The following is a 13,381-nucleotide window of genomic DNA, read 5'->3' as shown; positions in this document are numbered from 1 at the left end:
GCATCCCCAATATTTAGCTGCATCAAATCGGGCGGCTGGCCAGCGGCCGCCGCCTGACGCTTCAGAAATGGATTAACCGAGCCAGATCGTTGAACAGCGCGATCGCCGACAACGCGACGATGCAGATCAACCCGGCTCTTTGCAGAATCAGCTGCCAGCGCTCCGAGACGGCTTTCCCGGTCGCGGCTTCAACCGCATAATATAACAGATGCCCCCCGTCCAAAACGGGAATCGGCAACAAGTTCAGGACGCCAAGGCTAATGCTGACAAGGGCGAGGAACGACAGGAACGCCGACGGACCGAGCCGTGCGCTCTTGCCTGCGTAGTCGGCGATCGTCACCGGGCCCGACAGGTTCTTCAACGACGCGTTGCCCGTGATCATCCGCCCGAACATCTTCAGCGAATACACGGAAATGTCCCACGTGCGGTGCGCGCCGAGCCGCAGGCTCTCGATCGGCCCGTAGCGCACGTCCACCGACGGCGCGTGCATCGACAGCGCCGCGCCGATCCGGCCGACCTGCTGCCCCGATTCGTCGTCGCGCTGCATCTGCGGCACGATCGACACCGTCCGCGCGGCGCCGTTGCGTTCGATCTGCAGCGCGAGCGGCTGGCCCGCATGGTGCTTCACCGTATCGATGAAACGCGACGCGCCGCCGATCGGCTTGCCGTCGAGCGCGACCAGCTTGTCGCCGGCCTTCAGGCCCGCCTGCTCCGCCGCACTGCCCGGCTGCACCGACGCGACCGACAACGTGCCGCCGCCGGCCTCGAAGCCGAGATGGGCCATGAAGTCGTCGTCGAGCTGGCTGTCGGGCACGTTGCGCAGGTCGACACGGAAATCGAACGTCGCATTGCCGTCGCGCGCGCCGAGCACGACCTCGCGATGGTCGAGCGCGGCCGACAGCAGCTTCCAGCGCAGGTCCGACCACGATCGCACCGGCTCCGACTCGCCGCCCTGCGCGTCGCTCACGCGCACGTCGCGGATCGACACGACCGTCTCGCTGCCGTCGAAGCCCGCGCGAGCCGCCACCGTGCCGGCGGCCGGCGGCGCGACGATCGCGGTCGGCTCGGTCACGCCGGTGGCGAATATGGCGGAGAACAGCACGATTGCCAGCAGGAAGTTCGCAATCGGTCCGGCCGCGACGATCGCGATGCGCTTGTAGACCGACTGGCGGTTGAATGCCTGCCCGAGTTCCTCGGGCGGAATGCCGCCCGGGCCTGGATCGCGCTCGTCGAGCATCTTCACGTAGCCGCCGAGCGGCAGCGCGGACAGCGTCCACTCGGTGCCCGTCCTGCGGCTGACCCAGCGCGCGACGGGCTGGCCGAAGCCGATCGAGAAACGCAGCACCTTCACGCCGCACCAACGCGCGACGCGATAGTGTCCATACTCATGCACGACGACCAGCACCCCGATCGCCACCGCAAACGCGACCAGTTCGACCAGTACGTTCATGAGCACTCCATTCAGACCGCACGCTCCACGCGTGGCGCAGGCGCTTTCGCAATGATCGCGGCGGCGAGGCGGCGAGCCTCGGCATCCGCCGCGAGGACGTCGTCGAGCCCGTCGGGCGCGCGGTTCGGCAGCGTGTTGAGCACGGCGTCGACCGTCGCCGCGATCGCCATGAAGCCGATCCGGCGCTCGAGAAATGCTTCGACCGCCACTTCGTTCGCCGCGTTCAATGCGGCGCTCGCGATACCGCCTTCCTCGAGCGCCTTCAGCGCGAGCGCGAGGCACGGGAAGCGCGCGTAATCGGGCTTCTCGAACGACAACTGGGCGATCTGCGCGAGGTCGAGCTGATCGACGCCCGCGTCGACGCGCTCGGGAAACGCGAGCGCGTGCGCGATCGGCGTGCGCATGTCGGGGTTGCCGAGCTGCGCGAGCACCGAGCCGTCGCGATACGACACGAGCGAATGAATCACGCTCTGCGGATGGATCAGCACGTCGATCCGGTCGCCCGGCAGCCCGAAGATCCAGTGCGCCTCGATCACCTCGAGGCCCTTGTTCATCATCGTCGCGGAATCGACCGAGATCTTGCGGCCCATCACCCAGTTCGGGTGCTTGCACGCCTCGTCCGGCGTCACGTCGACGAGCGTGGCCGGCTCGCGCGTGCGGAACGGGCCGCCCGACGCGGTCAGGATGATCTTCGAGATCCCGCCGTGCTCGGCCGCGTCGCGCGGCATGCACTGGAAGATCGCGTTGTGTTCGCTGTCGACCGGCAGCAGGATCGCGCCATGGTCGCGCACGGCGTCCATGAAGATCGCGCCCGACATCACAAGCGCTTCCTTGTTCGCGAGCAGGATCCGCTTGCCGGCGCGCGCGGCCGCCAGGCTCGGCGCAAGGCCGGCCGCGCCGACGATCGCGGCGACCACCGTGTCGCAGCCGTCGCTCTTCGACACGTCGACGAGCGCCTGCGGCCCGTGCAGCACGACCGTCCTGCTGCCCGCCGCGCGCAGTTTCGCGTCGACGTGCGCGGCCGTCGCGGCATCGCCGACCACCGCCACTTCAGGCGCGAAGCGCAGACACTGCTCGACGAGCTTGTCGCCGTTGCGGTGCGCGGTCAGCGCGTAGACCGAGAAGCGCTCGGGATGGCGCGCGACCACGTCGAGCGTGCTGTCTCCGATCGAGCCCGTGGAACCGAGCAATGTCAGGCGTTTTTGCATAACAGAAATAATGGTTTAACCAAGCAGCAGCATCGCGAGCGGCAGCACCGGCAGCAGCGCGTCGACCCGATCGAGCACGCCGCCGTGGCCCGGCAGCAGTCCGCTCGAATCCTTCACGCCCGCCTGCCGCTTCAGCAGCGACTCGAACAGGTCGCCGATCACGCTGTATGCAACCAGCAGCGTCAGTGCGGCCCACGCGCCGGGCATTCCGTAGCGCGCGGCGAGCGCGGAAAACAGGGTCGGTTCGAAAGCGTGTATGGCCATCGCGACACTGGCGACGACCATCACCGCGAACCAGCCGCCGATCGCGCCTTCCCAGCTCTTGCCGGGGCTGATCGTGATGGCCAGTTTACGCTTTCCGAAGGCCTTGCCGGCGAAGTATGCGCCGATATCGGCCAGCCAGACGACCAGAAGCAGCGACAGCACGAACGGCACGCCCTGCGCGCGGGCTGCCACGAGCGCGTGCCAGCAGGCGGCGAACACGACGAGGCCGGCGGCCAGCAGGAACGGTCGCCACACGCCGCCCGCGAGTTCGGGCTTGCGCCGCAGCGCGAACGGGCCGACCAGCAGCCAGAACAGGCCAGCCGCCATGAAAAGGGGACGGGACGAAGCCGCGTCGACGCCGAGCGGCGCGGTGGCCGCGAGCGCGAGCGCCGCGACGAGCGCATAGACGACCGGCGCGGCGCCGCCGAGCTTCAGCAGGCGCGCCCACTCCCACGCGGCGAACACCAGCACGACGCCGATCAGCGCGCCGAACCCGGCGAGCGGCGCGAACAGCGTCACCGGCAGCAGCACGGCCAGCATCACGATCGCCGTGATCACACGGGTTTTCAGCATGAAAGGGAGTCGGCGTTCTGCGATTGCGGTTCGAGCTGCGCACTCGTGCGCCCGAAACGGCGCTCGCGCTCGGTATACGACGCCATCGCGTCGGCCAGTGCCGCGCCGTCGAAATCCGGCCAGTACTTGTCGGTGAAATAGAATTCGGCGTAAGCGAGCTGCCACAGCAGGAAGTTGCTGACGCGCTGCTCGCCGCCCGTGCGGATGAAGAGATCGGGCTCCGGCGCGTAGGCCATCGCCAGGTGCGGCGCGAAAGCGTCCTCGGTCACTTCGATCTCGCGACCTTCGCGCACGGCCTGCTCGACGAGCTTCTTCGTCGCCTGCAGGATGTCCCACCGGCCGCCGTAGTTGGCCGCGATGGTGAGCGTCAGACGGGTATTGCGCGCCGTCTTGGTTTCGGCGCGGCGAATCAGTTCACGGATGCGCGGCTCGAAACGGTCGAGATCGCCGACGACACGCAGGCGGATCCCGTTCGCATGCAGCTTGCCCACCTCGCGCTCGAGCGCGGTGATGAACAGCCGCATCAGGAACGACACTTCGTCGTTCGGCCGGCGCCAGTTTTCCGAACTGAACGCGAACAGCGTCAGGTATTCGACGCCGGCGCGCGCGCAGCCTTCGACCACCGCCCGCACGGCATCGACGCCGCGGGTGTGCCCCGCGACGCGCGGCAAGCGGCGTTCGGTCGCCCAACGGCCATTGCCGTCCATGATGATCGCGATGTGACGCGGCACGACGCCGACGTCAGGCACGCGAACGGTAGAGCTGGTATAGGTCATGGCCGTTGAGACAGTAATGCGGGAAGAAGGCGGCGCGCGAGGACGGTCGTCAGACCGTCATGATCTCGGCTTCCTTGGTCTGCACGAGCTTGTCGACTTCGGCCACGTGCTTGTCGGTCAGCTTCTGCACGTCGTCGCTTGCGCGGCGCTCGTCGTCTTCCGAGATTTCCTTGTCCTTCACGAGCTTCTTGAGCGCTTCGTTCGCGTCGCGACGCAGGTTGCGGATCGCGACCTTGGCCGTTTCGCCTTCGCTCTTCACGACCTTGGTCAGCTCGCGGCGGCGCTCTTCCGTCAGCGCGGGCATCGGCACGCGGATCAGGTCGCCGGCCGTGGCCGGATTCAGGCCCAGATCGGCTTCGCGGATGGCCTTCTCGACCTTCGCGACCATGTTCTTTTCCCACGGCTGCACGCCGATCGTGCGCGCGTCGACGAGCGTCAGGTTCGCGACCTGCGAGATCGGAACCATCGAGCCGTAGTAGTCGACCTGAACGTGATCGAGCAGACCGGTGTGTGCACGGCCCGTACGGATCTTGGCCAGATCGTTCTTGAACGCTTCGATCGAGCGCTGCATCTTTTGCTCGACGCCCTTCTTGACATCAGCGACACTCATTTCAACCTCCGAACCTTCAAACCTTCAAAGAACGCGAGCGCCGACCGGCGCATGTCGCGCGCCGCGGCCGGCAACCCGCAGCCAGTCGCACATAGCCGGTGGCCCGCCGTCAGTCGCCCGCATCCGCGGGAGTTTACACGTGGACGAGCGTACCTTCGTCCTCGCCCAGCACGATGCGCTTGAGCGCACCCGGCTTGTTGATCGAAAACACGCGAATCGGCAGCTTCTGGTCGCGGCACAGCGCAAACGCCGTCGCGTCCATCACCTGCAGGTTGCGGCTGATCGCCTCGTCGAAGCTGATCGTCGTATAGCGCGTAGCCGACGGATCCTTCTTCGGATCGGCAGAATATACGCCATCGACCTTGGTCGCCTTCAGCACGACTTCGGCGCCCACTTCCGAGCCGCGCAGCGCGGCCGCGGTATCCGTCGTGAAGAACGGGTTGCCGGTGCCGGCCGCAAAGATCACGACACGGCCTTCCTCGAGCTGACGGATCGCGCGGGGCCGGATGTACGGCTCGACGACCTGGTCCATCCGCAGCGCCGACTGCACGCGCGCCTCGATGCCCGCGTGGCGCATCGCGTCCTGCAGCGCCAGCGCGTTCATCATCGTCGCCAGCATCCCCATGTAGTCGGCCGTCGCGCGGTCCATGCCGGCCGCGCCGCCCGCGACGCCGCGGAAAATATTACCGCCACCGATCACGACCGCGAGCTGCGTGCCGAGGCGCACGACTTCTGCGATATCCGCCACCATCCGCTCGATCGTCGCGCGATTGATGCCGAAGGCGTCGTCGCCCATCAGCGCTTCGCCGGAGAGTTTGAGGAGGACGCGTTTATAGGCATTGGACATAGGGGCTTCCGAGCGACGAGAGGATGACAACCACGAACTGTAGGGGCGAAATACTGATTCGGGCAAGCGCCGACGACCGGGCCGGGGTACCCGGCCGGCCGGCGGCGCCGCCGGCCGCGGCGGAGCGGACGCCCGCCGCGGTTACTGCCTGACTGCTTACTGCTGCTTTGCTGCGGCGACTTGCGCGGCCACTTCGGCGGCGAAGTCGTCCTGGCGCTTCTCGATGCCTTCGCCGACGACGAACAGCGCGAACTTCTGCACCGCGGCATTCGCTGCCTTCAGCATCTGCTCGATCGTCTGCTTGTCGTTCTTCACGAACGTCTGGTTCAGCAGCGACACTTCCTTCAGGTACTTCTGAACGCTGCCGTCGACCATCTTCGCGACGATTTCGGCCGGCTTGCCCGATTCCGCGGCCTTCTGCTCGGCCACGCGGCGTTCCGTCTCGATCAGTTCCGCCGGCACGTCGGCCGACGACAGCGCGACCGGCTTCATCGCCGCGATGTGCATCGCGACGTCCTTGCCGACCTGCTCGTCCGCGCCCGTGTACTCGACGATCACGCCGATACGCGCGCCGTGCAGGTACGTGGCGATCTTGTTCGCGGTTTCGAAACGGACGAAACGGCGGATCGACACGTTCTCGCCGATCTTGCCGATCAGCGCCAGACGCACTGCGTCGACGGTCGAGCCGTCGAGCGGCAGCGCCGACAGTGCCGCCACGTCGGCCGGGTTTTGCGTCGCGACGAGTTCCGCCACCGTCTTCGAGAACGCGAGGAAGTCGTCGTTCTTCGCGACGAAGTCGGTTTCGCAGTTCAGTTCGACCAGCGCGCCTGCGTTGCCGCCGACGAACGATGCGACGACGCCTTCCGCCGTCACGCGCGACGCGGCCTTGCTCGCCTTGTTGCCGAGCTTGACGCGCAGCAGTTCTTCAGCCTTGGCCAGATCGCCGTCGGCTTCCGTCAGCGCCTTCTTGCACTCCATCATCGGTGCGTCGGTCTTTGCGCGCAGTTCTGCCACCATGCTTGCGGTAATTGCCGCCATCATTCGCTCCTTGAGTCTGTATTCACAACGCCGCCCGCTTGGACGCGAACGGCCGAGATTCGTTTCCGGACCCGCGCCGATTCGACGCGATCAGGTCCGGCGCACAAGCTTAAAAAAAGGGGGCCTGTTGAGAGCCCCCTTTTTGCGCCGGCTCGGGGCCAGTTACGCGTTTTCCTCGACGTACTCGTCGTCGCCGCGTGCAGCCTGGACCACTTCGTTGACCGCGTTCGCACGGCCTTCGAGGATCGCGTCGGCCACGCCTTCCGCGTACAGCGCGACTGCCTTGCTCGAGTCGTCGTTACCCGGGATCACGTAATCCACACCTTCCGGCGAGTGGTTCGTATCGACCACGGCGATGACCGGCACGCCCAGCTTGTTCGCTTCCGTGACGGCGATCTTGTGGTAGCCGACGTCGACGACGAAGATCGCGTCCGGAATGCCGCCCATGTCCTTCACGCCGCCGATCGACTTCTGCAGCTTGGCGATTTCGCGCTCGAACAGCAGCGCTTCCTTCTTGCTCATCTTCTCGAGCTCGCCTGCCTCGACAGCCGCTTCCATGTCCTTCAGGCGCTTGATCGACACCTTCAGCGTCTTGAAGTTGGTCATCATGCCGCCGAGCCAGCGTGCGTTGACGTACGGCATGCCCGCACGCTGCGCTTCCTGGGCGATCGTGTCACGCGACTGGCGCTTCGTGCCGACGAACAGGATCGTGCCGCGGTTCGCTGCCAGCTGGCGCACGTACTTCTGTGCGTCCGTGAACATCGGCAGCGTCTTTTCGAGGTTGATGATGTGAATCTTGTTGCGGTGACCGAAAATGAACGGAGCCATCTTCGGGTTCCAGAAGCGCGTCTGGTGACCGAAGTGGACACCCGCTTCCAGCATTTGGCGCATCGTGACTGCCATGTAAATTCTCCACGAGGGTTGGGTCTTAAGCCGGCTGCCGTACCGCCGCGCGAACCCGCCCGAAGGGCGCGGATGCCGCGCGGCCGGCACCCTGGTTGCGCCGGCTTGCGATTCGGCACGTGCAAAACGCCCGTGCCGTAAGCCTTTCATCGCGATGCCGCCCCAAGACGGGGAAATTTCGGCATTTGGATATCGACTTAGCCAGAGAGTATAGCACGCGGAATTGTCCGCTCTCAAGTCGCGCGGCACTTTCGCGTGCCGTGCGGCAGCGGGCCGGACAATCCGCGAAAACCCGCATCCGCGCGGCCCGCAGGGGCTGCGAGGCCCGCCATAAGGTGCGATAATCCGTCAATTCACCGCATTGCAGGCATACCTCGATGGCTATTACGCTCAAAAACGAACACGATATCGCCCAGATGCGCGTCGCCTGCCGTCTCGCGAGCGAAGTGCTCGACTTCATCACGCCGCACGTCGTCGCGGGCGTCACGACCGCCGAACTCGACCGCCTCTGCCACGAGTACATGCTCAACGAGCAAGGCACGATCCCCGCGCCGCTGAACTACCAGCCGCCCGGCTATCCGCCGTACCCGAAGGCCACCTGCATTTCGGTCAACGACGTGATCTGCCACGGTATTCCCGGCGAGAAGGTGCTCAAGAACGGCGATGCGCTGAACATCGACATCACCGTGATCAAGAACGGCTATTTCGGCGACACCAGCCGGATGTTCATCGTCGGCGAGGGGTCGATCCTCGCGAAGCGCCTCGTGCAGACTACCTACGAATGCATGTGGCTCGGCATCGACCAGGTCAAGCCCGGCGCGCACCTCGGCGACATCGGCTACGCGATCCAGAAGCACGCGGAAGCGCAAGGCTACAGCGTCGTGCGCGAATACTGCGGCCACGGCATCGGCACGGTGTTCCACGAGGATCCGCAGGTCGTCCACTACGGCCGCCCGGGCACCGGCGTCGAGCTGAAGGCCGGCATGATCTTCACGATCGAGCCGATGATCAACGCCGGCAAGCGCGACATCCGCACGATGCCCGACCAGTGGACGGTCAAGACGCGCGACCGCAGCCTGTCCGCGCAGTGGGAGCACACGGTGCTCGTCACCGAAACCGGCTACGAAGTGCTGACCGTGTCGGCCGGCACGCCGGCGCGCCCCGTGTTCGCGCAACCGGCCGCCGCCGTCTGAGCGACGTCACGCCAGCCCGCCCCACTTTCGCACCTGAACGGCTGCCCATGAGCGCTCACGCTGCCCCCTCGCCCGAAGCGCTGTCGCGGCGCGCCGAATTCAAGGCCGCCAAGGCGGAAATGCTCGAGCGTTTTCGCCGCGCGGCGAACGTCGCGTCGCTGATGCACGCGCTGTCGAAACTCACCGACGACGCGTTGAAGCGCGTGTGGGACGAATGCGGGCTGCCCGCGACGCTCGCGCTCGTCGCCGTCGGCGGCTACGGGCGCGGCGAGCTCGCGCCCTATTCCGACGTCGACATCCTCGTGCTGCTGCCCGATGCGCACGACGCGGCGCTCGACGCGCGCATCGAGCGCTTCATCGGGATGGCGTGGGATCTCGGCGTCGAGATCGGCAGCAGCGTGCGCACGGTCGCGCAGTGCATCGAGGAGGCGTCGCAGGACGTCACGGTGCAGACCTCGCTGCTCGAAGCGCGCCGCATCGTCGGCAGCACCGCGCTGTTCGAGCGCTTCACCGTGCGCTACCACGAAGCGCTCGACGCCCGCGCGTTCTTCACCGCGAAGGTGCTCGAGATGCGCCAGCGCCATGCGAAGTTCCAGGACACGCCGTACAGCCTCGAGCCGAACGTGAAGGAAAGCCCGGGCGGGCTGCGCGACCTGCAGACGATCCTGTGGATCGCGCGCGCGGCCGGCTTCGGCAGCAGCTGGCGCGAACTCGACACGCGCGGGCTCATCACCGACCGCGAAGCACGCGAGTTGCGTCGCAACGAAGGCTTCCTGAAGACGCTGCGCGCGCGGCTGCACGTGATCGCCGGGCGCCGCCAGGACATGCTCGTGTTCGACCTGCAGACGCAGGCCGCCGAGAGCTTCGGCTACCAGCCGACGCAGGCCAAGCGCGCGAGCGAGCAACTGATGCGCCGCTACTACTGGGCCGCGAAGGCCGTCACGCAGCTCGCGACGATCCTGATCCAGAACATCGAGGCGCAGCTCTTCCCCGCGACGAGCGGCATCACGCGCGTGCTGTCGGCCGATCGCTTCGTCGAGAAACAGGGCATGCTCGAGATCGTCGACGACGGCGTGTTCGAGCGCCATCCCGACGCGATCCTCGAAGCGTTCCTGCTGTACGAGACGACGCGCGGCGTGAAGGGCCTGTCCGCCCGCACGCTGCGGGCGCTGTACAACTCGCGCGAAATCATGAACAACGCGTGGCGCCGCGATCCGCAGAACCGCCGCACGTTCATGCGGATCCTGCAGCAGCCCGAAGGCATCACGCATGCGTTCCGGCTGATGAACCAGACGAGCGTGCTCGGCCGCTACCTGCTGAATTTCCGCCGCATCGTCGGCCAGATGCAGCACGACCTGTACCACGTGTACACGGTCGACCAGCACATCCTGATGGTGCTGCGCAACATCCGCCGCTTCGCGGTGGCCGAACATGCGCACGAATACCCGTTCTGCAGCCAGCTGATCGGCAACTTCGAGCGGCCGTGGGTGCTGTACGTCGCGGCGCTGTTCCACGACATCGCGAAGGGCCGCGGCGGCGATCACTCGACGCTCGGGATGGCCGACGCGCGGCGCTTCTGCCGCGAGCACGGGATCGACGGCGACGACGCGGCGCTGATCGTGTGGCTCGTCCAGCATCACCTGACGATGAGCCAGGTCGCGCAGAAGCAGGACACGAGCGATCCCGAGGTCATCAAGCGCTTCGCCGAAGTCGTCGGCAACGAACGCTACCTCACCGCGCTCTACCTGCTGACCGTCGCCGATATCCGCGGCACGAGCCCGAAGGTATGGAACACGTGGAAGGGCAAGCTGCTCGAGGATCTGTACCGCATCACGCTCGCGGTGCTCGGCGGCGCGAACCCCGACGCGCATTCGGAGCTGAAGTCACGGCAGGAGCAGGCGCTCGCGCTGCTGCGCCTGGAAACCGTGCCCGACGACGCGCACCGCGCATTGTGGGATCAGCTCGACGTCGGCTTCTTCCTGCGTCACGACGCGGCCGACATCGCGTGGCAGACGCGCGTGCTGTACCGGCACGTGAACGCCGAAACCGCGATCGTCCGCGCGCGGCCGTCGCCGATCGGCGACGCGCTGCAGGTGCTCGTGTACGTGAAGGACCGCCCCGACCTGTTCGCGGGCATCTGCGCGTATTTCGACCGCAACGGGCTGTCGGTGCTCGACGCGCGCGTCAGCACGACGCGGCACGGCTATGCGCTCGACAACTTCATCGTCACGCAGACCGAACGCGACGTGCGCTACCGCGACATCGCGAATCTCGTCGAGCAGCAGCTCGCGACTCGGCTGGCGGAAACCGCATCGCTGCCGGAGCCGTCGAAGGGCCGCCTGTCGCGGCTGTCGCGGACGTTTCCGATCACGCCGCGCGTCGACCTGCGGGCCGACGAGCGCGGTCAGTACTACATCCTGTCCGTGTCGGCCAACGACCGGCCGGGCCTTCTCTATTCGATCGCGCGCGTACTCGCCGAACATCGGATCGGCGTCCATGCGGCGCGGATCAATACGCTCGGCGAGCGCGTCGAAGACATCTTCCTGCTCGCGGGTGCCGGCCTGTCCGACAACCGCCTGCAGATCCAGCTCGAAACCGAATTGCTGCGTGCGATCGCAGTCTGAATGAATCCCAGCGTTTATGCGCACCAAATTAACCGTCAAGAATCCGAAGCCGGCGTCGCCGACTCGCGCCCCCGTCCGCTCCGGCAGCCTCGTCGCCCGCAAGGCGGTACGCCCCGCCGCGCCGCCCGCGGCGGACAAGCCGGCCCGCCCGAAGAAGGCGCCCGCCGCGGCCGCCACCGGCGAGCGCTCGTTCAAGCCGCGCGGCGCCGCCGGCGCCGAACGCCCCGGCGCGGATCGCGCACCGGCCAAGCGCGCGCCGTATCGCGACAATGCGGCCGGCGAAGGTGCGAAGCGCAGCTTCGGCGATCGTCGCACGTCGTCGGATCGCCCGCCGCGCCGCAACGATGACGATGCGCGGCCGCGCCGTGCCGGTGGCGACGAAGGCAAGCGTCCGTCCTATCGTGACAACGCGGCCGGCGAAGGCGCGAAGCGCGGCTTCGGCGAGCGTCGCACGTCGTCGGATCGCCCGCCGCGTCGCGATGACGACGCGCGTCCGCGTCGCGCGGGTGGCGACGAAGGCAAGCGCCCGTCCTATCGCGACAACGCGGCCGGCGAAGGCGCGAAGCGCAGCTTCGGCGAGCGTCGCACGTCTTCCGACCGCCCTCCCCGCCGTGATGACGACGCCCGTCCGCGTCGCGCAGCAGGCAGTGACGACAGCAAGCGCCCGTCCTATCGCGACAAGGCCGCCGGCGAAGGTGCGAAACGCAGCTATGGCGACCGCAATACGTCATCGGATCGCCCGCCGCGCCGCAGCGACGACGATACGCGTCCGCGCCGTGCAGCGGGCGGTGACGACAGCAAACGCCCGTCCTACCGCGACAAGGCAGCCGGCGAAGGCGCGAAGCGCAGCTATGGCGACCGCCGCCCGTCGTCCGATCGCCCGCCCCGTCGTGATGACGACGCACGCCCGCGCCGCACGGCAGGCACCGACGACGGCAAACGCCCGTCCTACCGAGACAAGGCCGCCGGCGAAGGCGCGAAGCGCAGCTTCGGCGATCGCCCGGCCCGCCCCGCGCGCGACGGCGAGCGCCGTTCGTTCGGCGCGGTGAAGACCGCGCAGCCCGTCAAGCGCGCGGCGGCGGCCGATGTCGACTACGGCGACGAAACGGGCCTGATGCGCCTGTCGAAGCGGATGTCCGAGCTCGGCATGTGCTCGCGCCGCGAAGCCGACGAATGGATCGAAAAGGGCTGGGTGCTCGTCGACGGCGAACGCATCGACACGCTCGGCACCAAGGTACGCGCCGATCAGAAGATCGAGATCGACGAGCGGGCGAGCGCCGCGCAGGCCGCGCAGGTGACGATCCTGCTGCACAAGCCGGTCGGCTACGTGTCGGGCCAGGCGGAAGACGGCTACGAGCCGGCGTCCGTGCTGATCACGCGCGCGAACCGCTGGAGCGGCGATCATTCGCCGCTGCGCTTCTCGCCGCAGCATCTGCATGCGCTTGCGCCGGCCGGCCGTCTCGACATCGACTCCACCGGCCTGCTCGTGCTGACGCAGAACGGCGTGATCGCGAAGCAGCTGATCGGCGAGCAGTCGGACATCGACAAGGAATACCTGGTGCGCGTGCGCTTCGGCGAGCGACTGATCGACATCGACCAGCACTTCCCGGCGGAATTGCTCGCGAAGCTGCGCCACGGCCTCGAGCTCGATGGCGTTCCGCTGAAGCCGGCGATGGTGAGCTGGCAGAACGGCGAACAGTTGCGCTTCGTGCTGCGCGAAGGCAAGAAGCGCCAGATCCGCCGCATGTGCGAACTGGTCGGCCTCGACGTGATCGGCCTGAAGCGCGTGCGGATGGGCCGCGTGATGCTCGGCGCGCTGCCGCAGGGCCAATGGCGCTACCTGTCGGCCGACGAGACGTTCTGACCTCGGGCACGCGCGACGTGCGCCCCGCCAT

At 67.3% G+C, this 13,381-nt stretch carries 11 protein-coding genes; 3 read left to right on the top strand and 8 right to left on the bottom strand.

The window, feature by feature from the left end; translation table 11 throughout:
* Positions 1 to 61 precede the first annotated feature (61 nt).
* The 8 genes from rseP to rpsB form a co-directional block, all read right to left on the bottom strand.
* A complete protein-coding gene (rseP, locus tag KPB06_RS14185; protein WP_060316790.1) occupies positions 62 to 1,450 on the bottom strand; it encodes an RIP metalloprotease RseP in 1,389 nt (462 codons plus the stop codon).
* An 11-nt stretch (positions 1,451 to 1,461) separates the two neighbouring features.
* Positions 1,462 to 2,658 carry a 1-deoxy-D-xylulose-5-phosphate reductoisomerase gene (locus tag KPB06_RS14180; protein WP_089464911.1) on the bottom strand — a complete coding sequence of 399 codons (1,197 nt, stop codon included), beginning with the start codon at positions 2,656 to 2,658 and terminating at the stop codon, positions 1,462 to 1,464.
* Positions 2,659 to 2,673: 15 nt separating this feature from the next.
* Positions 2,674 to 3,495 (bottom strand): phosphatidate cytidylyltransferase, encoded by an 822-nt coding sequence (locus KPB06_RS14175; protein ID WP_275906114.1) that lies wholly within the window; start codon positions 3,493 to 3,495, stop codon positions 2,674 to 2,676.
* Positions 3,489 to 4,271 carry a polyprenyl diphosphate synthase gene (gene uppS, locus KPB06_RS14170; protein WP_034201584.1) on the bottom strand — a complete coding sequence of 261 codons (783 nt, stop codon included), beginning with the start codon at positions 4,269 to 4,271 and terminating at the stop codon, positions 3,489 to 3,491. Before uppS ends, KPB06_RS14175 begins: the two co-directional genes overlap by 7 nt.
* 49 nt (positions 4,272 to 4,320) lie before the next feature.
* On the bottom strand, positions 4,321 to 4,881 hold the full coding sequence (gene frr / locus KPB06_RS14165; RefSeq protein ID WP_006483822.1) for a ribosome recycling factor: 561 nt from the start codon (positions 4,879 to 4,881) through the stop codon (positions 4,321 to 4,323).
* Between the two features lie 133 nt (positions 4,882 to 5,014).
* The gene (gene pyrH, locus KPB06_RS14160) at positions 5,015 to 5,728 is read right to left on the bottom strand and encodes a UMP kinase (protein WP_006402648.1); all 714 of its coding nucleotides are present in this window, start codon (positions 5,726 to 5,728) and stop codon (positions 5,015 to 5,017) included.
* A 156-nt stretch (positions 5,729 to 5,884) separates the two neighbouring features.
* On the bottom strand, positions 5,885 to 6,766 hold the full coding sequence (gene tsf, locus KPB06_RS14155) for a translation elongation factor Ts (protein WP_006483826.1): 882 nt from the start codon (positions 6,764 to 6,766) through the stop codon (positions 5,885 to 5,887).
* Positions 6,767 to 6,928: 162 nt separating this feature from the next.
* Positions 6,929 to 7,669 (bottom strand): 30S ribosomal protein S2, encoded by a 741-nt coding sequence (rpsB, locus tag KPB06_RS14150; protein ID WP_006483818.1) that lies wholly within the window; start codon positions 7,667 to 7,669, stop codon positions 6,929 to 6,931.
* A 377-nt stretch (positions 7,670 to 8,046) separates the two neighbouring features.
* Here rpsB and map point away from each other — a divergent pair, with 377 nt between their 5' ends.
* The 3 genes from map to KPB06_RS14135 are packed head-to-tail and all read left to right on the top strand — an operon-like array spanning position 8,047 to position 13,350.
* The gene (gene map / locus KPB06_RS14145) at positions 8,047 to 8,862 is read left to right on the top strand and encodes a type I methionyl aminopeptidase (protein ID WP_059573697.1); all 816 of its coding nucleotides are present in this window, start codon (positions 8,047 to 8,049) and stop codon (positions 8,860 to 8,862) included.
* Between the two features lie 47 nt (positions 8,863 to 8,909).
* Positions 8,910 to 11,486 carry a [protein-PII] uridylyltransferase gene (locus KPB06_RS14140; RefSeq protein WP_275906113.1) on the top strand — a complete coding sequence of 859 codons (2,577 nt, stop codon included), beginning with the start codon at positions 8,910 to 8,912 and terminating at the stop codon, positions 11,484 to 11,486.
* A gap of 16 nt (positions 11,487 to 11,502) precedes the next feature.
* Positions 11,503 to 13,350, top strand: coding sequence for a pseudouridine synthase (locus tag KPB06_RS14135; protein ID WP_275906112.1), 1,848 nt, complete (start codon positions 11,503 to 11,505; stop codon positions 13,348 to 13,350).
* Positions 13,351 to 13,381: the final 31 nt, after the last annotated feature.

The sequence above is a fragment of the Burkholderia semiarida genome (assembly GCF_029268935.1).
Lineage (GTDB): Bacteria > Pseudomonadota > Gammaproteobacteria > Burkholderiales > Burkholderiaceae > Burkholderia > Burkholderia semiarida.
The sequence above is the reverse complement of the archived record's forward strand: the minus strand, read 5'-3'. Positions and strand labels throughout refer to the sequence as shown.